This is a genomic window from Peribacillus sp. NPDC097675 (assembly GCF_050277655.1).
GTDB lineage: Bacteria > Bacillota > Bacilli > Bacillales > DSM-1321 > Peribacillus.
In genome coordinates this window covers 37642-58683 of sequence record NZ_JBNNSK010000004.1, presented here as the reverse complement: position 1 = coordinate 58683, position 21042 = coordinate 37642, and the positions used below count along the sequence as shown (strand labels likewise).

Annotated in this window: 18 protein-coding genes and 1 pseudogene; 13 read left to right on the top strand and 6 right to left on the bottom strand. The window is 41.5% G+C overall.

Annotation, left to right across the window (positions count from 1 at the left end):
* Window positions 1-19: 19 nt before the first annotated feature.
* Entirely contained in the window at window positions 20-550 is a 531-nt protein-coding gene (locus tag ACQKL5_RS07505) for a methylated-DNA--[protein]-cysteine S-methyltransferase (RefSeq protein WP_427607643.1), read from the bottom strand.
* Window positions 551-844: 294 nt separating this feature from the next.
* Here ACQKL5_RS07505 and ACQKL5_RS07500 point away from each other — a divergent pair, with 294 nt between their 5' ends.
* The 8 genes from ACQKL5_RS07500 to ACQKL5_RS07465 all read left to right on the top strand — a co-directional run bounded on the left by ACQKL5_RS07500 (window position 845) and on the right by ACQKL5_RS07465 (window position 13560).
* Window positions 845-2443, top strand: a complete 1599-nt coding sequence (locus tag ACQKL5_RS07500) for an ATP-binding protein (protein WP_427607642.1) — start codon at window positions 845-847, stop codon at window positions 2441-2443.
* 2 nt (window positions 2444-2445) lie between these two features.
* Window positions 2446-3135, top strand: coding sequence for a response regulator (locus ACQKL5_RS07495; RefSeq protein WP_427608082.1), 690 nt, complete (start codon window positions 2446-2448; stop codon window positions 3133-3135).
* Between the two features lie 165 nt (window positions 3136-3300).
* Window positions 3301-4593 (top strand): CitMHS family transporter, encoded by a 1293-nt coding sequence (locus ACQKL5_RS07490; RefSeq protein WP_427607640.1) that lies wholly within the window; start codon window positions 3301-3303, stop codon window positions 4591-4593.
* A 277-nt stretch (window positions 4594-4870) separates the two neighbouring features.
* Window positions 4871-5719 (top strand): VOC family protein, encoded by an 849-nt coding sequence (locus tag ACQKL5_RS07485; protein ID WP_427607638.1) that lies wholly within the window; start codon window positions 4871-4873, stop codon window positions 5717-5719.
* 259 nt (window positions 5720-5978) lie between these two features.
* On the top strand, window positions 5979-7622 hold the full coding sequence (locus ACQKL5_RS07480) for a spore germination protein (RefSeq protein ID WP_427607636.1): 1644 nt from the start codon (window positions 5979-5981) through the stop codon (window positions 7620-7622).
* The gene (locus tag ACQKL5_RS07475) at window positions 7609-8841 is read left to right on the top strand and encodes a Ger(x)C family spore germination protein (protein WP_427608080.1); all 1233 of its coding nucleotides are present in this window, start codon (window positions 7609-7611) and stop codon (window positions 8839-8841) included. Before ACQKL5_RS07480 ends, ACQKL5_RS07475 begins: the two co-directional genes overlap by 14 nt.
* Window positions 8842-8858: 17 nt before the next feature.
* On the top strand, window positions 8859-9953 hold the full coding sequence (locus ACQKL5_RS07470) for a GerAB/ArcD/ProY family transporter (protein WP_427607635.1): 1095 nt from the start codon (window positions 8859-8861) through the stop codon (window positions 9951-9953).
* 409 nt (window positions 9954-10362) lie between these two features.
* Window positions 10363-13560, top strand: a complete 3198-nt coding sequence (locus ACQKL5_RS07465; RefSeq protein ID WP_427607634.1) for an SNF2 helicase associated domain-containing protein — start codon at window positions 10363-10365, stop codon at window positions 13558-13560.
* A gap of 480 nt (window positions 13561-14040) precedes the next feature.
* Here ACQKL5_RS07465 and ACQKL5_RS07460 read toward each other — a convergent pair whose 3' ends face one another.
* Genes ACQKL5_RS07460 through ACQKL5_RS07450 form a run of 3 tightly spaced genes read right to left on the bottom strand, consistent with a single transcriptional unit; the run spans window position 14041 to window position 15019 of the window.
* Complete coding sequence (locus tag ACQKL5_RS07460; RefSeq protein ID WP_427607633.1) at window positions 14041-14226, bottom strand: hypothetical protein; 186 nt, start codon at window positions 14224-14226, stop codon at window positions 14041-14043.
* 52 nt (window positions 14227-14278) lie between these two features.
* Window positions 14279-14620: a DUF3147 family protein gene (locus ACQKL5_RS07455; RefSeq protein ID WP_427607632.1), complete on the bottom strand. Its 342-nt coding sequence runs from the start codon at window positions 14618-14620 to the stop codon at window positions 14279-14281.
* Window positions 14621-15019, bottom strand: a complete 399-nt coding sequence (locus ACQKL5_RS07450) for a MarR family winged helix-turn-helix transcriptional regulator (RefSeq protein WP_427607630.1) — start codon at window positions 15017-15019, stop codon at window positions 14621-14623.
* A 183-nt stretch (window positions 15020-15202) separates the two neighbouring features.
* Between ACQKL5_RS07450 and ACQKL5_RS07445 the strand changes: the two genes are divergently transcribed.
* A complete protein-coding gene (locus tag ACQKL5_RS07445; RefSeq protein ID WP_427607628.1) occupies window positions 15203-16195 on the top strand; it encodes a tyrosinase family protein in 993 nt (330 codons plus the stop codon).
* Between the two features lie 92 nt (window positions 16196-16287).
* Here ACQKL5_RS07445 and ACQKL5_RS07440 read toward each other — a convergent pair whose 3' ends face one another.
* Entirely contained in the window at window positions 16288-17295 is a 1008-nt protein-coding gene (locus ACQKL5_RS07440; RefSeq protein WP_427607627.1) for a DMT family transporter, read from the bottom strand.
* Window positions 17296-17726: 431 nt separating this feature from the next.
* Between ACQKL5_RS07440 and ACQKL5_RS07435 the strand changes: the two genes are divergently transcribed.
* Window positions 17727-18011 carry an AbrB/MazE/SpoVT family DNA-binding domain-containing protein gene (locus ACQKL5_RS07435; RefSeq protein WP_402873851.1) on the top strand — a complete coding sequence of 95 codons (285 nt, stop codon included), beginning with the start codon at window positions 17727-17729 and terminating at the stop codon, window positions 18009-18011.
* Window positions 18012-18117: 106 nt separating this feature from the next.
* On the opposite strand, the gene ACQKL5_RS07430 is transcribed toward ACQKL5_RS07435, so the two are convergent.
* Window positions 18118-18654, bottom strand: coding sequence for a GNAT family N-acetyltransferase (locus ACQKL5_RS07430; RefSeq protein WP_427607625.1), 537 nt, complete (start codon window positions 18652-18654; stop codon window positions 18118-18120).
* Window positions 18655-18752: 98 nt separating this feature from the next.
* On the opposite strand from ACQKL5_RS07430, the gene ACQKL5_RS07425 reads away from it, so the two are divergent.
* The 3 genes and pseudogenes from ACQKL5_RS07425 (at window position 18753) to ACQKL5_RS07415 (ending at window position 20934) form a co-directional block, all read left to right on the top strand.
* Window positions 18753-19670: a helix-turn-helix transcriptional regulator gene (locus ACQKL5_RS07425; RefSeq protein ID WP_427607623.1), complete on the top strand. Its 918-nt coding sequence runs from the start codon at window positions 18753-18755 to the stop codon at window positions 19668-19670.
* A gap of 82 nt (window positions 19671-19752) precedes the next feature.
* Window positions 19753-20268, top strand: coding sequence for a DinB family protein (locus tag ACQKL5_RS07420; RefSeq protein ID WP_427607622.1), 516 nt, complete (start codon window positions 19753-19755; stop codon window positions 20266-20268).
* Between the two features lie 82 nt (window positions 20269-20350).
* A pseudogene (locus tag ACQKL5_RS07415) lies at window positions 20351-20934 on the top strand (YdeI/OmpD-associated family protein).
* Window positions 20935-21042 lie beyond the last annotated feature (108 nt).

The following is a 21042-nucleotide window of genomic DNA, read 5'->3' as shown; positions in this document are numbered from 1 at the left end:
TAAAAGATAAACTCGCTCCTTAGGTAGATATATCTCCGCCCTGATTGTTCCGCGCCTCTAATTGCAGCAAGAACTGTTTCATCTTCATGCCACCACGGTATCCGGTCATGCTGCCATTCTTCCCGATGACTCGGTGGCATGGGACGGTGATCAGCACCGGATTGGCACCAATCGCTGTTCCCACCGCACGAACCGCAGTAGGTTTTTGAATGATCTTGGCAATATCGGAATAAGAAGACGTTTTCCCGTACGGAATCTGATTCAATGCTTCCCAAATGGCTAGTTGAAAAGCAGTTCCATGCACATCGATGGGTAAGGAGAACGTTCGCCGTGTCCCTGCGAAATATTCATGCAGTTCATCAACATAAGGGTGTAAAGCTACCTCATCTTCCAAAAGAATAGCCTGAGGGAAGCGTTTTTGCACCCAATTTTCCAGTTCAGCATAGGACTGGCCAGGTGAACCGACATAACAAAGACCTTTCGTCGTTTTCGCTATATATAATTGCCACTTGTCGCATGTTAAAATTGTCCACTTAACGGTTTCTACCATATTCATCCTCCTATTTGTTAAAATCCCAATATCATTCTCTTCTTAGTATACAAGAAACCGTTCAAAAACTTAAAACTAGACTGTATAAAAGCAAGACCATAAGAAAATTTACATACGCTAAAAAACAAACGGCAGTATAGAACGAAGAAATTAGTATCAGGGGAAGAGTCTTACGGACTTCGGTTTTTTTTACTAATTAGCGGATGGTTGGTCTTTCATATTCATAGGGAGGAAGAGATGGTAAAATAAAATAACTATTATGAAAATAAAGGAAACTTGAGGATGAGAGTAAAAATGAAACGTGTATCATTAGTAACCAAGATTCTTGGGTTGGTCTTATCGTTAAGTTTATTTTTAGTTCTCCTCTTAACTTCTTGCTTTGCCTATATGGAGGGTATGCAAATAGCAGAGGATAAAGGCAATTTGGCTATGGAGTTATCCAGGACGATTAGCTTTATGCCGTCAATTGAGGAATCCTTTGAATTGGAGAATCCTTCTGAAGTCATTCAGCCCATCGTTGAAAAGATTCGCAAGAAAACGGGGGCCGAATTCATCGTTGTGGGAAATGCAGCCGGTATTCGCTACTCTCATCCGCAAGTATCTGAAATCGGAAAACCCATGGAGGGCGGAGATAATGGCCGGGCGTTAGAGAAGGGCGAATACTATACCTCCGAAGCAGCCGGTTCCCTAGGTCTTTCCATTCGGGGAAAGTCCCCGATATTCGATAGAGAAGGCAACATAATTGGGATAGTATCCGTCGGTTTTTTAGTGGAAGATGTTCGCCATCAAATCTTTAAAGCCTTATCCACTGAGATAATCATCTCTTTGGTTGCCATTATGATATCAGTTCTTGGCAGTTATATGCTGGCTAGGAGTATAAGAAAAGATACGTTCGGATTAGAGCCCTTTGAGATTGCTAATCTATATAAAGAGAAAAATGCTGTGCTCCATTCGGTAAAAGAAGGGATCATCGCCATTGACCAAAATGGATTGATTACATCCATGAATCAACAGGCAAAGAAAATTCTACATATTCGAGAATCGGTTCGGCATTTAAAAGTGGATGGATTATTTCCTTCTAGCTATTTATTTGAAGTGTTGAAATCCGGAAAGCCACAAAGGGATAAGGAAATATTTTGGAAAGAAAAATCGATTATTGTGAATTGTACCCCGATTTTTGATGATAATGGTGGTGTGAGTGGTGTGGTCGCTTCGTTCCGCGATCGAACGGAAATAGAAGAGATGATAAACACATTATCAGAAGTGAAAATGCATTCGGAGGATTTAAGGGCGCAAACCCATGAATTTGCCAATAAGCTTTATGTACTTTCGGGATTGCTTCAGTTAGGTGAATATGAAGAAGCCATAGAGATGATTCAAAGTGAAACATCAGAATTGAAGTCTCTCAACCGTGTTGTGTTCGATCAGATAAAGGATGCGAAGATGCAGGCCCTTTTACTAGGAAAGCTGGGAAAAGCCTCAGAAAAGAAAATTAACTTTGAGATAGATTCACAAAGTTACTTAGAGAAATTACCGGACCATATTAAACTATCACAACTAACCTTGATTTTAGGCAATATTATAGATAATGCCTTTGAAGCAGTTTTTGATGGGAAAGAGCCTAAGGTGAAATTTTTCACCACGGATATTGGGAATGATTTGATTTTTGAGGTGTGCGACAATGGAAAGGGAATTGGAGAAGAAAATATTGCCCACCTATTTGATCGTGGTTTTACCTCGAAAATGGGTGAAAGTCCAAGGGGCTACGGGCTCTATAACGCTGATCAAGTGGTCAAGGAATTGGGAGGCATCATTGAATTTCAAAACGAGGAAGAAAATACTGTATTCACCGTTTATCTTCCCAAGGTACAGAGAGGAGAGGAAGAGGGTTGAAAATAAAAGTAATCATAGCGGAAGATGATTTTCGTGTAGCATCCATCCATGAAAAATTCTTAAAAAACTTTGCAGAAATAGAAGTGGTAGGAAAAGCACTGAATGCAAAGCAGACCATGGAAATGTTGAAGGAAAGTAACCCTGACTTGCTTCTTCTTGATGTATATATGCCAGATCAGCTGGGTACCGATTTGCTTCCACTTATTCGTCAAGAACATCCGAATGTGGATATTATCATGATTACGGCAGCCACCGAAAAAAGCCAATTTAGAATGGCACTTCACTATGGGGTAGAGAATTATTTGATTAAACCAGTTGAAATGAAACGATTCAACGAAGTGATTGAAGAGTATCTCAAGAAATCCAACCTTATGCAATCCACAGAAGAATTAGATCAGGGTTTTGTCGATCATATTTTTAAAACTGGGTTATCGAGCCCAAGCCTTAGTACGGTTCCGCTATTGCCAAAGGGAATCGATGAGATCACGTTAACGAAGGTGATGGAGGTTCTTGAATCGACAGAGGCGGGGTTGTCGGCCGAGCAAGCGAGCCTGCAAATAGGCGCATCAAGGACTACAGCCAGGCGCTATCTGGAATACTTGATATCTGTCCATGAATGTAAAGCGGAAGTCGTGTATGGAGTGGTGGGAAGACCAGAACGCAGGTATTATAAAATTAAGGGAAGTACATGAATGCATCCTTCCAAGAGGATGTTTTTTGTTTTCCTCTTGAGTTGTTCCGTGAACACAATGAACAAAATCACCATAATGGTTTTAAAACACAATATATTGAAAACGCTTACAATTAAGAATCCATCGATTACAATGTATCTAATTAGAAGATAAGGAGTGATGGATGTGCTCGCTTTATTAGGGTATTTGATGATTATTGTATTCATGCTATTAATAATGACAGGTAGACTATCGGCAATGATTGCTTTGATCGTCGTACCAAGTGTCTTTGCACTTATTGGCGGTTTTGGAAGTGATATGGGTTCTATGGCGTTGGAAGGAATTAAGAGTGTCGCCCCAACAGGCATCATGATTCTGTTTGCCATTCTCTTCTTCGGTATCTTGATCGATGCAGGCGTTTTCAATCCTATTATCAGGACCATCCTTAAAGTCGTTAAAGGAGATCCGGTGAAAATAGCAATCGGTACCGCTGTCTTGGCATTGCTTATATCATTAGATGGAGACGGCACCACTACATACATGATCACGATTTCAGCTATGCTTCCGTTATATAAAAGGATCGGCATGAAACCTCTCGTATTAGCGGGGATTGCTGTTTCAGCTTCTGGAGTCATGAACCTTCTTCCATGGGGAGGTCCGACGGCAAGGGTGATGACCGCGTTAGATCTTGAAATGTCGGAAGTCTTCACGCCTGTCATTCCTGCTATGGTGGGAGGAGTGCTCTTCGTCCTTTTCATGGCATATTGCTTCGGTAGAAAAGAAAGAAAAAGAATTGGAATTATAGACGTGGACTATCATGCTGACTCTCCACATGCAGCTGCCACTGAAGATGCACACCTTAAGCGTCCGAAATTAATTATTTTTAATTACGTATTGACGTTGGCTGTCCTAGTGGCACTCATCAGTGAATTTATGCCTTCGGTGGTTCTGTTCATGGTCGGGTTTGCAATCGCGATTACGATTAACTATCCGAAAATCAGTGATCAAAAAGCACGGGTGGCGAATTATGCCGACAATGCCTTGTCTGTCGTTTCCATGATATTTGCAGCAGGTGTTTTCACTGGCATCCTATCTGGTACAGAAATGGTGGACGCTATGGCAAACACGTTAATCCAGCATATCCCAGATGCAATGGGTTCACACTTTGCCGTCATCACGGCCATCATAAGCGCGCCTTTTACCTTCTTCATGTCCAATGACGCCTTTTACTATGGAGTGCTTCCATTACTTGCAAAAGCAGGGGCTGCTTATGGAATTGATCCAGCCTTGATTGGCAGAGCTTCACTATTAGGGTTACCGGTTCATCTATTAAGTCCACTTGTTCCATCTACCTATCTATTGGTTGGGATGGTAGGAGAAGATTTTGGAGCCCTACAGCGCACATTCCTGAAATGGGCTTGTGGATCGACGATTGTCATGATTGTGGTGTGTCTATTCTTGGGAATCATTCCGCTATAGTATCAGCTTATTAGACTACTATATATCCTTCCAAAGCACCATGGGAAATTCCATGGTGCTTTGGATCGTTCTAAAAACCATCTTGACAACAATAAGTTACTAAAATATAATAACTTACATAAAGTAACTAAAAAAGACTAAAAAATGAATAGGGTAACACATCGTTTTAGGACTGATTTTTATCGAATTGCTTGTTGCCCTTACGGCGATACTAGGCATGAATACGAAGCATACCCTGTAAATTTTTACAAAATATGAAGAAGAGAGGTGTATGGATATGAGTGAATTTCATCGAAAACCCGTAACGTACGTTGGAGAAGTTAGTATTAATGTCCTGAATCTAGAGAATGCCCTGATATTTTATGAAGAGGTGATTGGGTTCCGGATATTGAATAAAACGGAGCGTAAAGCCGTGTTAACGACAGATGGTAAAACCCCTTTATTAACGCTTGTACAGCCGGGAGATGTGATTCCAAAAGAAGGACGCACCTCAGGGTTATATCATTTTGCCCTTTTACTGCCGACACGTGCGGACTTAGCGGTCTTTTTACGGCACTTGCTTGCCACCCAATATCCTTTTGGTGCTGCGGATCATGGGGTAAGTGAAGCCCTCTATATTACAGATCCCGATGGAAATGGCATTGAGGTGTACTATGACCGTCCTTCGTTAGAATGGGAATGGACGAATGGGGAAGTAAAAATGGTGACAGAGCAGTTAGACGGAAATAGCATTCTGGCAGAAAGTGATGCCGCATGGAGTGGTTTGTCCGCGGGAACATTGATGGGGCATATTCATCTGCATGTGGCCAACCTCCAAGATACAGAGGAATTTTATGTATCGGGACTTGGATTCAAGATTGTAACCCGTTACGATGGGGCACTCTTCACCTCAACGGGAGGGTATCATCATCATATCGGTTTGAACATATGGAATGGCATCGGTGCACCGACACCTAAGAAAAACAGTGTTGGGCTAAACTGGTTTACCCTTGTTTATGCAGACGAAGCGGCGCGAAATAAAGTGATCGGACAGCTGAAAGAAATGGGTGCTAAGGTATCTTTAGAAGGTGAAGAGTATATAGTCACTGATCCCTCAGGCAATGAAATTCATTTAGTGATCTTATAGGATGATAATGTTGAAGGTATCGTAGGTTCCACAACAGCATTTAGAACTTTAAAAAAAAACACTTTATCTTAATTTCAGGATAAAGTGTTTTTTTATATCCGATAAATTACCATAGGGGAACTGTACGAAAATCATCTAAAGGAAAAAGGACTTTCGGTAGAAGGTCCTTTTTTTATGCATGAAGGGAAATTAACTTAGAATAAGAAAAATATGGCTGGGCTAAAATAAAACGAATCGAAAAGGGAATGAGGTTCGGTCAATGGTTTCTTTTTTCAAACAAAACGGACAAAAGAAAAAAAGTCAGAAGGAAATTCAAGATACTGAAAAGCCAACGGAGAATGAAAAACAAGAATACCTTTGTTCTTCCATATCGGCAAACCTGGAATACCTGAAGCAAAAGACAGGAAATAGCGCGGATATCAGTAGTAGGACGTTATCTATCAGTCAAGATCCACTAATAAAAGTCGTAATTGTCTATGTACAGGGTTTAATCGACAATCCGACCGTTACGGACTTTCTAATTGAGTCGATTATGAATCACCCCGAATTACACGTGAAGCTTAGTGCGGATGAAGCGCTGGATATGATTTCTGATGACGTGGTTTCTCTCGATGGTGTCACAACCGTACAGGATTGGAAATCTTTATTCCTATCTCTGCTATCAGGCCAAACGATTATTTTCATTGATGGTATCAGTAAAGCGCTGGCTGCCAACACACAAGGTGGAGAAAAGCGTGGGATACAGGAACCGAGCACACACCTGGCCGTCCGGGGTTCTAAAGAAGGCTTCACTGAATCAAACGAAACCAATATCGCCATGGTCCGCCGGATTATTAATAGCCCGGATTTATGGGTGGAATCCATGAAAATTGGTACGGTGACGAATACGGATGTTTCCATCATGTATTTAAATGGCATTGCGGAGGATAAAGTCGTCAAAGAGGTACGAAAACGTTTAAAAGATATTCGAATCGATAGCATTCTTGAATCGGGCTATATTGAACAATTGATTGAAGATCAAGCCATGACTCCGTTTCCAACGATCATTAATACAGAAAGACCGGATATGGTCGCTGGAAATCTCCTTGAGGGGAGAGTAGCCATTCTCGTTAACGGAACGCCTTTTGTACTATTAGTTCCTGCATTATTTATACAGTTCTTTCAATCGGTCGAAGACTATTATAATCGATTTGATATAGGATCAGCCACACGCTTTTTGCGTATTGTCGTCTTTTTGATTTCCTTGGTCGGTCCGGCCCTCTATATAGGGGCAACAACGTTCAACCAGGAGATGATACCCACACAGCTGCTTATTGCCATTGCAGCACAACGGGAAACTGTGCCTTTTCCAGCCTTCATTGAAGCGCTGATCATGGAAATTGCATTTGAAATCTTACGGGAAGCAGGACTTCGCATGCCCAAGGCAATTGGTTCGACCATATCCATCGTGGGAGCGCTGGTGATTGGGCAGGCGGCGGTTCAAGCGGGAGTGGTCTCGCCGGCCATGGTCATTATCGTGTCCATAACAGCCATCGCCAGTTTTGCGACACCGTCTTATTCCATTGCCATTTCTGCACGGTTACTCCGGTTTGGGTTCATGCTAAGCGCGGCCGTACTTGGGATTTATGGCATAATCTTGGCCCTTTTCCTCCTTATCGTGCATTTATGCAGTTTGCGTTCGTTCGGCGTTCCTTATATGTCACCCCTTGCACCTTTCATTCCGTCTGAAGTAGGCGATTCAATATTGAGAAAACCATTTTGGGCAATGGATAAACGTCCTAAATCGGTTAGCGACTCCCAAAATCTGACTAGAGAAGGGAAAAGTCAAAAGCCACAACCTCCTCAATCACGAGGAATGAAGATGGCTAGGAAGAACAAAGGTGATAACAATGAACCGTCGTAAGAAGTTGCTCTTATTTCTAATGGTAATTGCCACAACCTTTACTTCTGGTTGTTGGGATAAGCAAGAGTTAAATGAGATAGCTCTTGTCTCGGCAATCGGCCTTGATAAAGGGAAGGACGGAAAGTTAATGGGCTCTTACCAAATTATCAATCCTGGCAATGTTGCCGGAGCGTTACAAGGAGGGGGAAGCGGGGAAAAGCCAACCATAACGGTTCTGTCTTCTACGGGAAACAATGTGCTGGAGTTGGATAAGTCTGCTTCTAGCAAGAGTTCGAGATATATGTATTTGCCACATGCGAACTTGCTTGTCATAAGTGAGGAACTGGCCAGAGAAAAAGGCATAGAAACCTTTCTGGATGCCTTTGACAGATCGACCAACTTCCGTTCAACAGCGAGGCTCGTGATTGCCCGGGATGTAAAGGCAAAGGATATAGTCGAAACGCTGACTTCGATTGATAAAGTGTCGGCCGATAAGGTGATTAAAACTATAGAGTCTACGGAAGAAAATATAGGAGAAAGTATCAGTGTGAATATACAAGAACTCATCAAGAACCTCGTCAATCCGGGGAAGGAGCCAGTTATCGGCGGTATTACCATTAAGAATAATGATGAAAAGAAAAGGAACGTGGAAGTTTTATCTTCTACTGTCAACCTTGCTAATCCTAAAACCGCCGGGATAGCCATTTTTAAAAAGGGAAAGTTAGTGGACTGGGTCGATGGAGAAAAAGCACAGGGAACATTATGGGCTCTTAATAAAATGAAAACCGTCAATGTGAATATTGATTGGAATAATAAAAAAGATGCGATAAGTTATCGAGCTGTCCGTCAAAAAACAAAGGTAAAGGTAAAAATGATCAACGGTAAGCCTGAAATTATCATAAAGGTTATGGCAGAAGGAGATCTGCAAGAGGCAACAGCCCCCCTTAACCTTAAAGATACGCAAGTGCTCATGGATATAGAAAAGAAACTTTCAGATAAAATCAAGAACCAGATAAAAGAATCGGTTGTTTTAGCCCAAAAAAATAAAGCGGATATTTTTGGTTTTGGTGACATGGTCCATCAAAACTACCCAAAAGAATGGAGGGAAATGAAAGAAGAATGGAATGATGATTTTTTCCCTGCTATTGAAGTGGATATCCAGGTAGAGACGTATATCCGCCGAACAGGCTTACGGAATAAACCTTTTCTTTCGGATTTTTTGAAAACGAACAATAAATGAAAGGAAGTGAAACCTTCTTGGAAAAGGCGAAAATCAGCGCTTACCAGCTATTCGTCCTCATGGTGTTGTTTGAAATTGGCACGGCACAGCTTTTCCCTCTCGGAAAAGATGCTAAACAGGACGCGTGGATTGTTACACTCCTTGCAATGGCTGGCGGATGTGTCTTGTATTTAATCTATTATGCTTTATACAAATATTATCCGGATAAACAGTTGACTGAATTTATTGAAGACATATTAGGAAAGTTCTTCGGAAAGATTGTAGCCTTCTTGTATATCCTCTATTTTGTGAACCTTGCATCCATTGTATTGCGGGATTTTGGAGAGACGTTGCTGACTTTCGCCTATACAAATATCCCAATATTTTGTGCGAATGCTGTCATGATTTTAATTGTGGTGTATATGGTTCATAAAGGAATTGAAGTGATGGCGAGAACGGGAGAACTTCTATTTGTTATTGCATTTTTACTTGCCATCGGATTTATCATATTAGTGGTCATTTCTGGGTTTATCCATCTATACAATTTAAAGCCGGTACTTGAAAGCGGTGCAACAGAAGTGATGAAAACCGCCTTTACAAAAACGATATTCTTTCCTTTTGGAGAAATAGTTGTTTTTTTAATGATTTTTCCGTATATAAGTAAGCCTGGTAAGTTAGTCAAGACTAGCTTACTATCTTTAATACTAAGTGGCTTATTCCTAACACTTACCGTGCTCTTGAATATAACGGTACTCGGGGTTGATTATACAGAGCGCTCCCAATATCCGCTGCTTACTCTCGTGCAGTCCATTGAGTTAGCGGGATTTATTGAACGACTTGATATTTATTTTTTACTTGTGCTTATGATTGGCGGGTTCTTTAAGCTGGGTGTGTTCCTCTATGCAGCAGTCACGGGTGCCGCCACTCTTTTCAACATTCAAGAATCCTCTCGCTTGGTCTATCCTATGGGGATAGTGGTTTTACTGTTATCCATGGTAATTGCAAGCAGTTATGCGGAACACAATGAGGAAGTGATAGAATGGCTACCCATGTACGTGCATTTTCCCTTTCAAGTCATTTTTCCAATCATCCTATTAATCATTGCTTATTTTAAAAAACGAAAAAAAAAATAAGACTAGCTAGCCTTTGGAGTGTGATTTCATGAAAATCATAGGTGTTTCCATTTCCATCTTTGTCATCCTAACCGGTTATAGTATAGTGAGTAATATCTTTTCTGGATTGAATTTGGATAGGTCCATCACCCATATCTTTAATCCATTTAAGGTGGAGGATAAGGTAGAATTTTTTCTTTTTTGTACCCTTCTGTTTTTCTTTTTTGCGGGACCGCTCCTATCATTTATCCAAAAAAGAAGGAAAGGAAGTAATGAAAATTAAAAATGAAAACAATACTAATCCATGCAAATTCTCTTTGTTTTGAAGGGAATTTGCCTTTTTTATATTCTCTTATATTATGGTACGATTGATAGACGAGTTTTAAGATCTTGATTTTAAAGGCGCATGTCCCCAGGAAGGAGAAAGGCAATGAATATCAAGTTGAATCAAAACCTCATAAAAGATATGTGCGGTACGGTCTCCTTCAAAAGAGGGGACGCTTTTTATCGTGCTAAAAAAGTGCTATTTGATACATATGGTCCTAGTGGCTGCAAAGCGACGGTTGTTGGAGTGGAAGATTTTCATGTCACGATTGAAGTGGATAAGACCGGGGGCTTCCGTACGGAGTGCAGCTGTCCTACACTCGCATCCTTTTCAAAGGATTGCCAGCATATTGCGGCCGTTTTACTAGCGGTCTATCATCATCAACGCCAAGGGACCGTTCCTATTTCTAAACCGGAGTCGAACCCGTTGCTGACGGAGGGATTGCTGAACCTTTTCAATCATCAACCCACAAGATCAAGCGGCCATCAGCTTCACTTTGAGAACAGGGAAGTGCTTGTTACGGAGTTTATATGTAAACCGGTGATGGTCTCTAAAGGACAATATATGTTCGGAATCGAGATGAAGATTGGTTCCATTGATGTGCCGAATATCCGCGACTTCCTAAAGCAGGTGAGAGCGGGAAAACGCGCCAATGTGTCCCTTTCTTTTCAGTATGATCCGGGCCTTCAATGTTTTCAAAAAGAAAATGATGAAGTCATTCAGCAGCTGATCACGGTCATTTCTGACGAAAAGGTCTATTTGGATGCTTCCGGTCAATCGGATTATACCAAGGTTCATTCCTTATTGCTTTTGCCGCCCTCTTCTTGGAATAAGCTTGTTCCGCTCCTGGTCCAAGCTCCTTTAGTGAAACTTTGGCATGAGGGGACAATCACGGACGGATTGCACATATCGGAAGGACTTTTGCCGCTCCAGTTTGATTTTACCAAAACAGAAAGTAAGGGTTATCAGCTGAAAATCAAGGGTCTGGATTCAGTTCTTGTGCTGAATGCCTATGACTCGGTATTAGTCGATGGGAAATTGGTCCCATTGAAAAAAGAAGACTGCCGGCGCCTTATCGAGTTAGCATCGATGCTGGAGACTTCCGGTACGAACCGAATCCGGATTGCTCAGGATCAACTGGATTTATTCCTTGAAAAAGTGGTCCCAGGCTTGAAGAGAATAGGTGTTGTCCATATTTCAGAAACAATTACCGAGCAGTTTGTGAAGACACCCTTGATAGCCAAGTTATACTTGGATCGTGTCAATAATAAATTGCTGGCAGGACTCGAATTCCACTATGGCAATATTGTGCTGAATCCCTTGGAAAGTCGGGAAAGCAAGGCGGTGCCTTTGCTTATTAGGGATATGCAAAAGGAAAATGTGATTCTCACATTAATGGAAGATAGCCAGTTCGCCAAGAATGAAGGAGGCTATTTCTTACATAATGAAGAACTGGAATACAATTTTTTGTATCATGGAGTTCCCAGGCTTCAAAAGCTTCTCCAGCTTTATGCGACCACTGCCGTTAGAAATCGGATCTCAAGGGGGAATCCCCCTCCAATGGTAAGGGTGAAGATCAAGAAGGAGCGGACCAATTGGCTGGAATTCAAGTTTGAAATGGATGGAATTCCTGAAAAGCAGATACGCGAGATACTCGAGGCACTAGAAGAAAAGCGGAAGTATTATCGCCTGCGAAACGGGTCACTGATGTCCTTGGAAACAAGGGAATTTGAAGAAATCAATCGATTCTTGAACGCCCTTCCCGTTCAACATGAAGATTTGGAAAGCGGTCTGAATGTACCGCTTGTCCAGGGGTTTCAACTGCTTGACTCTGCAGATGATGGTACATTCTCAATGGAGGAGTCGTTCCGTCAGTTCTTGGAGAACATCCGCAACCCGGATAATCTCGAGTTCGAGTTGCCGGAGCGTTTGCAGCCGATACTGCGGGATTACCAAAGAAACGGCTATAAGTGGATGAAGAGTCTTGCGGGGTACGGGTTTGGAGGAATTCTGGCCGATGATATGGGCCTTGGTAAAACGCTGCAAAGCATTGCATTCATCCTTTCCGAATTATCTAACATCCGTCAAAGGAAGCTTCCCGTCCTTATCGTCTGTCCCTCTTCGTTGACGTATAACTGGCTCAGTGAATTCATGAAATTTGCCCCGGAAATACAAGCCGTTGTCATCGACGGGAATAAAACGGAGCGATCCAAGCTACAGAAGGATATAGGGGAAGTAGATGCGGTGATCACTTCATATCCGCTATTGCGCAAGGATATTCTCTGGTACGAAAAACAAGAATTTCACACGATCTTTTTCGATGAAGCCCAGGCATTCAAGAATCCTATTACGCAAACGGCCCGTTCTGTTAAGAAACTCAAGGGGGACCATCGCTTCGCCCTCACTGGCACTCCTGTGGAAAACTCTTTGGAGGAACTATGGTCGATTTTTCACGTCGTCTTTCCTAAACTCTTCATGGGACTTAAGGAATATAGCAATCTCTCACGAAAACAGATTGCTCGCAGGATCCGACCATTCTTACTCCGCCGCTTGAAAGAAGAAGTGCTTGCTGAGCTCCCGGAAAAAATCGAGACGATGGAGTCGGTGGAACTGCTTCCTGATCAGAAAAAACTGTATGCGGCTTACTTGGCCAAACTACGTGAGGACACGTTGAAACACTTGGACAAAGATACCCTCAAGAAAAATCGGATCAGGATTCTTGCCGGTTTGACCCGGCTCCGGCAGATTTGTTGTCACCCTGCTCTGTTTGTGGACGGCTATAAAGGGAGCTCGGCAAAATATGAACAGCTGATGCAAATTCTAGAGGAATCAAAGCTTTCTGGGAGAAGGGTACTGATCTTCTCACAATTCACGAAAATGCTTCAGATCATTGGCAGGGATTTAGCGCTTCAAGGACAGCCATTTTTCTATCTGGATGGACAGACGCCATCAAAAGACCGTGTCGAGATATGCAATCGTTTCAATGCAGGGGAACGTGATGTCTTTCTCATTTCATTGAAAGCAGGGGGTACAGGACTCAATCTAACGGGTGCGGATACCGTAATTTTATATGACCTTTGGTGGAACCCAGCCGTCGAGGAGCAAGCGGCGGACCGGGCGCACCGCATGGGCCAGAAGAGTGTGGTCCAGGTCATCAAGCTAGTGGCACAGGGCACGATCGAAGAAAAAATGAATGAATTGCAGGAGAAAAAAAGAAACCTGATTGAAGAAATCATTGATTCAAAAAATCAGTCTTCTTCTACACTTACTGAAGAAGACATCAAGGAAATACTGATGATATAGAGAGGGAAGATAGGGCCTTGACCTACTCCTAAAAGAATTAAAATAACCAAACGGCCGTCAAAGGATGAACTCTCTTGATGGCCGTTTTTTCATTCAAATGATGGGAAGTGTAGGTCTGAAAATACCATCGATTAGGAAGAGTTATTTTATGGGTTAATATGGTAAAAATATGGATAGAAACGCCGATATAAAAAAGAAAACGATTCTGGAGGTCACATGACTATAAAGATTCTACTTGTCTTATGTTCCTTATCTCTGTTACCTGGCAACGTTTTTGCTAGCGGCCAGTCCGGACAGTTCTATCCACCATCTCATTCGGATTTCTATAACAAGAAGTTTTCAGGGAGGATTTTTAAGTAAAGAAAAAAAGGTGGAATTTAATCAATTAGATATGAAGGTAATCGGTGAAGGGAAATCCTTATGCGTTACGTTCAAGAAAAAGAAAAAGTGAACAAACAAAAACCCTATCGTAAAATAGGGTCAAATCGATTTCTTCATGCCGCATTCTCTGCATGTACGAATATATACATAATCCTTAACGGAACTTTTGAACTGAGCATTGCCGCAATTGTCACAACGACCACTGACTATGTCAGGATACTCTGCATAATCATAAATGATTGTGGTGTCATATACCTTTTTTTCTTTAGGAGTATCTTCAGACAAAGTAAATCACCTTCATTTAGTTATTTAACATACTTATCATACCAAAACGGAATCAGGAAACAAACCCATCCATGATATATTTTTGTACGGTTAAAAATATCGCCCAAGCCACGATACCAAGTGGAATGGCTAGTACTAAATGAAGCGAGTGCTTTAATGAAATATAGATCACAAGGAGCATGATGGCTGTTGCCGGAAACCCTGCCAGAACGCCAAGTGTGAATGTGTTGATGTTTCGAGTGGGTTCTCCTTGAACCGTTAACCAAATGATACTTAGAATACTGATTAAAGGTAGTGCAGCCACGATTCCCCCATATAAAGGAAATCTTCTAGCCAGTTCGGTTACGATTCCTATAATGGCGGCTGAACTGATTATTTTTATGAACAAATACATTCAAGTAGATACCTCGCTTAATAAACGGAATGCTGCTTTTATCTGTTCCCTTTCGGAAACTGATAATTTGCTAAGGGCATTTTGTAGTTTTTCTTCATCCAATTCCGTGTTCTGTTTTAAGACCGCTAAACCGCCATCCGTTAGATGTAAATACACTTTACGCTGGTCAGCTTCAGATCTTTCTTTAATCACCCACCCATGCTGGACTAATTTTTTCACATGCTCAGAAGCCGTATTTTGAGAAATGGATAATTGCTCAGCGATATCGCGGATCATGACATACCGCCTTTTTTGAATCGTTTGCAAAATCCGGACACTTTGATGGGAAACCGCTTCTTGATGCAGTGGATGTAGATGGTAATAGATGTTGGTGAAGTAGGAATTGATATCTGAAATCATGATAACACCACCTTATTGAATCGTTTAAAGCGATTATATCGTAAAATACGATATAAAAGCAAATGAGGGCTCCAATGCCCATTTTTCCAAATCTCCGCTTTTGACACGTAACGTTTCTAGCATCTATGTCTTAAAATATCAAAGGGTTCAGGATAGATGACCATCTAGAAATGAGGTATAACCATGACACTTGAGTATAATGTTAGGAAGAATGTTCTTCACCTTACGGATAAGGAAAAACGAAAGTATATCCATGCTGTCTTAGCTTTAAAGGAAAAAGGAGTGTACGATCGGTATGTGGCGTGGCACGCTGCAGGTGGTGGCTTTCAAACACCTCCTGGAGGCGATAGGTCTGCTGAAGAACCTGCACATCAACATGGTAATCCCAGTGCGAAGAATGTCGCAGAAAACTTACATGGAAGCCACAGAGATCACAGAAGTGCAGCGCATATGGGACCGGCGTTTCTGCCATGGCATCGCGATTTCCTTTGGCGCTTTGAACGAGATCTAAAGAAGATTGACCCAAGTGTCACCATTCCTTATTGGGATTGGGCTGCAGATTCGGAACTGGAAGATCCCTCAACGTCCCCGATATGGGACAATGATTTCATGGGAGGTAACGGGAATAGGAGAAGGGATTTCCTCGTCACCGAGGGACCTTTCGCGGTTGGACAGTGGGAAGTGATCGACGAACAGGGGAATCCTGCAGGGGGCTTAAAACGTAACTTTGCGGCAAGTGAACCGGTGGCCACCTTGCCTACGAAAGAAGATGTGAGCGAAGTGCTGAAGGTCACTCCATATGATTCTCCTCCATGGGATACAACAAGCAATCCAAGTTTCCGCAATCAACTTGAAGGATTTATAGATGGACCACAATTGCATAATCGTGTGCATGGGTGGGTTGGAGGACATATGGGTTCTGTACCGACCTCGCCGAACGATCCCGTCTTCTTTTTACATCATGCGAATATTGACCGGATATGGGTGATGTGGAAAATCCTTAACCGGAATGAAAGGTATATGCCTAGAAGAGGAGGGCCATTCAGCCATAATTTACATGACCCCATGTTCCCGTGGGACACAACTCCTAAAGACATGATCAACCATCGGAAGCTCGGGTATATTTACGATATGGAGCGGAAGTCCTTAAAAAGCGGAAAGGGACACGGCCATTAACCTTCACTTCAAAGAACTTTTTCGTGAAATTTAAAAATATGAATAAGATAGAAGGAAGCTATCGGTAGCTTCCTTCTTTAAAGTATCGAATTTTAGGCGCTTGCAGTGGTTGTACCGGATTTCCTTTCTTTACGGTGTGACACGTAACTATGCAAAATCATCCCAATAATCACAATGAAGATTCCTAACCAGGATAAGGGAGAGGGAATCGGAAGTGATAAAAGTAACAATTCCCCTGCTAGCGCAAATAGGACTTCCATTGATTGTGTCGCTTCAACGGCTGCTAATTTCTGCATATCCCCACGTACCATATCGGTGGCCTTGAAAAATAGGACCGTAGCGATGACGCCTGAAACAAGGGCTACCAAAAGTGATTGGAAACTCTGCATGTTCGTTGGCGGTCCAACTGTTAAAAAGCCGTATAAAGAAAGTAAGAGCCAAAACGGAAGACTTGCCAAGGTCATGCCCAACACCCGTTGGTAAGCATCCAAACGCCCTCGAGAAACATCCATCATCTTACGATTTCCAAGTGGGTAAGCAAAGGAAGCGATAAGGACGGGAACGACACCTAATAAGAGGTTGCTAAACGTAATGTGCTTCGTGTGCTCCACTTGCATCAAAACGATTCCAAGCAGAATAACCAAGGACATGCTAAGACCTTTCAAGGAAATCTTTCCTCTTTGGCTGAGAAGTCCATCCTTCCTTTCAACGCTTTCAAAAAAAAGCGGAGCGAGTAAGGCACCGGATATGATCGTGATTTGCCAAGTCCCGGCAATCAACCAACCAGGTGAGTAAGCGGAAGCATAGCATAATGGCGCATAGAATAATCCAAACCCCACAAAACTCCAAAGTAGCCAGGTGCCGGGTTGTTCTTTCATCACGTGTATGAGGGGACGAAGGTTTTTCCTGCAAAGGACGATACATAGAAGAAAAGGAACCATAAAGATATATCGCAGTGAAGCACTCCAAATCCAGCTTCCCCCAGCCAATTCCATTGATTGATTGAGAACGAAAGTAAACGCAAAAAAGAGAGCGGAACAAACCCCTAGTAAAATCGGTCGCAGACGACTCACCTCTATCTGTTTTTTTCCATCAACCATATAATTTCGGCTGCATAGCAAAGGGTTCATTAAACCTTTATACCTCGGTTGCAATCGAAGTACTGAAACGTAATTCTTTGTTAAATTGTTTACTAGTTACCAAATAAGATCAACAATGCTTTATTAAAAATAAAGAATTGCTTATATTCGACAAAATACGACAATGTGTAAATGTTGGTATATTTGAAGATAATTTCAATGAAATTATACTAATATTTAAGAAATGATAAAAAATACCCCCATAAAACCTGTAAAAGTACTATTATATCAATATTTATTTCGTATTTTTCGAATCTTCTAACAGAAGGTAGATAATATATTAAGATACGGTAATTGACGAAATTGGGAAGGGGTGGTATCTTTAAAAAGAGAAAAGAATGTCGAATTTTGACGAAAATAATAATGCATAATAAATAGTGAGGTAATGACAAATGAAATCTACAGGTATTGTACGTAAAGTTGACGAATTAGGCCGGGTGGTAATTCCAATTGAATTACGCCGTACATTAGGAATAAAAGAGAAAGATGCTTTGGAAATCTATGTAGAACAAGAGCGCATCATTCTTCAAAAATATAAACCAAACATGACTTGCCAAGTAACAGGTGAAACATCTGATGATAATATGAAACTTGCTGGTGGTAAGTTAATTCTTAGCCAAGAAGGCGCAGAACTTCTAATTAAAGAAATTCAAGCTAGCCTTGAAACAGCAAAATAATAGTTCTTAAGTGAAAAAGTGCAACGGGAGGAAATTACCTGTTGCACTTTTTTTCTTTTTTCTATTAATCTCCCAATTTCTTATTCGAGATTGCCATACTCTTAAGTTAATCGTTTGGATTGATTATGGCCAATACCTGGTGATCTTCCCAGCGACCATGTATCTTAACACTTTGTTTGGCGATTCCTTCTTTTTGAAAACCGGCTTTTTCCAAAACCCGTATGGAACCTATGTTATGTGGCATGACGCCAGCCTCAATCCTATGTAATCCAATCGTTTCAAATGCATATTCCACCAACAGTTTAGCTGCTTCTGTAGTGTAACCTTTCCCATTGTTTTTTTGGTCTAAGTAATAACCCATAGTGGCACTTTGAAGGGGTCCGCGAATAACATGAAACAGGCTGATCGTACCTATTAACTCATGATTGGTATTCAGGAAGATACCAAACTCGTAACTACTATTTCCTTTTGATTTTTGTCCCGAGGTTATGATTTCCTTTTGTTTTTCTAAAGTATAGTAGGTAGCTGGCTGGTCTATCGAAAATGGTTCAAAGAACTGCTTATTTTCCACAAGCAATTGTAGTAAATTTTCAGCATCTGATAGTATAAGTGGTCTTATATATATATGATTACTGGATAACACGATTGACCTCCTTCATATAATGGAATATATTTCATTATACACTATCATGATAATAGCAAAGACAAAGATAACCAGGGAAGTGAAACGGAGGGATACTTATGAAATTGGAACGATTGATTTCGATGATTTACAAACTGTTGAACAATGAAGTTCTGTCCGCTTCGATGCTAGCCGAGGAGTTTCATGTTTCCACTAGAACCATCTATAGGGATATTGATGTAATTTGTGCTGCGGGTTTTCCCGTCCTATCATTTCAAGGAAATAAAGGTGGATTTGGAATGATCGACGGATACAAAATGGATAAAAGCTTGCTCGGTTCGTATGATGTCGATTCCCTGATCACCGTACTCAGAAGTCTCTCCACTGTGTTTGAAGACGAGCGTGTTCAGGGGACGATTGAACGACTGCAAACGGTTGGAACTGAGAATCAGACTCCGAGTCTAGCGATGGATTTTAAAACACTCCGTACGGATCCCGATGTGCTTCGTCATTTGCGCACGGGCATTACGGAGTGTAAAGTCGTCCGTTTTGATTACATCAATGCAAATAATGAATATACAACCCGTGAGATGGAACCGGTGCAGCTACATTTTAAATATGGAAATTGGTACATTTATGGATTTTGCCGAAGACGGAGGGATTATCGAGAGTTCCGACTATCCCGGATGATGAATTTCTTCCTGACAGAGGGAACCTTTCAGCCGCATGACGAGTTGCCAAAAGAGACTAGAACAGTAAAAAGCGGATGGCAAGGTCAGGTGAGGGATGTAGTGTTTAGGATAGGTCCGAAGGCGTTAGCGGAGGCGATGGATCATTTTCACCAGGCGGAAAAGCAATTACATGACGATGGAAGTATGATCATGCGTATTCCTGTATATCAGCCGTTGGAAGCGCGATGGCTTTGGTCATTTCTCTTGAGTTTGGGCAGTGGGGTTGAAGTACTTGAGCCTCTTGAACTGCGAGGAATCTTAAAAGAACAACTTCAAAATGCACTGAAAATTTATGAAGAAGTATGACAGACTGTTGTCATACTTCTTTTTATATACTTACAACAGATTCAAAAACAAACCCATGAAAAGTGAAAAGGAGACGATCTAAATGAATCATCCAGTACAAATGTCCAACTATAATGCGTGGGCTACTCAAACACTCTTGGAAAGAATCAAGGAACTCCCATCCTCGGTAATGCAACAAGAAGTGAACACATCATTTTCCACCATCGGCGAAGCGTTCGCTCATGTCTATGCAATTGAGAAGTGTTGGCTTCAGATTATGAGCGGTACCAGTATGTCAAAGGCGATCGAAGCGTGCCTTCCACTTCAGCAAGAAACCTTGAGATACTCTGCCGAAGAATTCATGGTGGTCTTCAGTGAGTTAGCGGAGCAATACAAAGCATGGTTCCGAAGCCAAGACGACTTGGAACAAACCATTGTGCTTGAGAATCCGTACGTCGGAACGCGTAGTACACGATTATCTGAAATTGCGTTCCATGTGGTCAACCACGGCACCTACCACCGGGGTAATATTTCGACCATGTTGCGCCAGTTGGGCCACGCCTCCACCATGAATGACTATTCGTTTTTTTGGTATCAGGAACCTGTGAAATCCATTTAATTAAAAAAAGGTCGACATTTCTGAGAACAGAGAAGTCGACCTTTTTACTCTTCATACTAGAAAGGAGAAGATATTTTTATCTATGGAAATTGAAAATCTAATTACCGTAAATTCGAGAGAAGATTTGCGGATTTGGCTACAGGAAAATGGCATGACTGAAAAATTTTGTTGGGTAGTGGTTAGTATGACGCCAAAGTCAGATACGTTGCTATATTTGGACGCGGTTGAAGAATCGCTGTGCTTTGGATGGATAGATGGAGTCAAAAAGAAAATATCTGAAACTGAACTTGCGCAGAGACTATCTCCTAGAAGCAAAGGAAGTTCATGGACTGAATTGAATAAAGAACGTGTCCGTCGTCTCGAAAAGTTGGGGTTAATGAGAGATGAAGGAAGAAAGGTACTTCCAGATATGGATTACGATTCATTTACAAAAGATAAGATGATAGAGCAAAAACTAAAAGAGGAAGAACAAGTATATGAGAATTTCAAAGCATTTTCACCTCTTTATAAAAGAGTCCGAATCGACACGATACAAAGCAATAAAAATCAGCCGGAATTATTTAAGCGTAGATTAGACAAATTTTTATCAAACACAAGTTATCAAACACAAGAGATAATAAAATGTACGGTCAATGGCATGATAATGGGCGCCTTCTGGATTATTAAGCTAATTCGGATAAATTTTAAAGCCTGTACCTAAATCAATAGAAAAGGATTCATCTTAAGTCCATTTATGGCTATCCGGTCAAAGAGTCCGTGAAGAAATAAAAAATC

What these genes read in the sequence shown, in the direction of transcription:
- ACQKL5_RS07455 (WP_427607632.1), bottom strand. Translation starts at nt 14,620, where the DNA reads ATGTATTTGTTCATAAAAATAATCAGTTCAGCCGCCATTATAGGAATC.
- ACQKL5_RS07425 (WP_427607623.1), top strand. Translation starts at nt 18,753, where the DNA reads ATGAAATTGGAACGATTGATTTCGATGATTTACAAACTGTTGAACAAT.
- ACQKL5_RS07420 (WP_427607622.1), top strand. Translation starts at nt 19,753, where the DNA reads ATGAATCATCCAGTACAAATGTCCAACTATAATGCGTGGGCTACTCAA.
- ACQKL5_RS07435 (WP_402873851.1), top strand. Translation starts at nt 17,727, where the DNA reads ATGAAATCTACAGGTATTGTACGTAAAGTTGACGAATTAGGCCGGGTG.
- ACQKL5_RS07450 (WP_427607630.1), bottom strand. Translation starts at nt 15,019, where the DNA reads ATGATTTCAGATATCAATTCCTACTTCACCAACATCTATTACCATCTA.
- ACQKL5_RS07485 (WP_427607638.1), top strand. Translation starts at nt 4,871, where the DNA reads ATGAGTGAATTTCATCGAAAACCCGTAACGTACGTTGGAGAAGTTAGT.
- ACQKL5_RS07445 (WP_427607628.1), top strand. Translation starts at nt 15,203, where the DNA reads ATGACACTTGAGTATAATGTTAGGAAGAATGTTCTTCACCTTACGGAT.
- ACQKL5_RS07505 (WP_427607643.1), bottom strand. Translation starts at nt 550, where the DNA reads ATGGTAGAAACCGTTAAGTGGACAATTTTAACATGCGACAAGTGGCAA.
- ACQKL5_RS07475 (WP_427608080.1), top strand. Translation starts at nt 7,609, where the DNA reads ATGAACCGTCGTAAGAAGTTGCTCTTATTTCTAATGGTAATTGCCACA.
- ACQKL5_RS07480 (WP_427607636.1), top strand. Translation starts at nt 5,979, where the DNA reads ATGGTTTCTTTTTTCAAACAAAACGGACAAAAGAAAAAAAGTCAGAAG.
- ACQKL5_RS07465 (WP_427607634.1), top strand. Translation starts at nt 10,363, where the DNA reads ATGAATATCAAGTTGAATCAAAACCTCATAAAAGATATGTGCGGTACG.
- ACQKL5_RS07500 (WP_427607642.1), top strand. Translation starts at nt 845, where the DNA reads ATGAAACGTGTATCATTAGTAACCAAGATTCTTGGGTTGGTCTTATCG.
- ACQKL5_RS07440 (WP_427607627.1), bottom strand. Translation starts at nt 17,295, where the DNA reads ATGGTTGATGGAAAAAAACAGATAGAGGTGAGTCGTCTGCGACCGATT.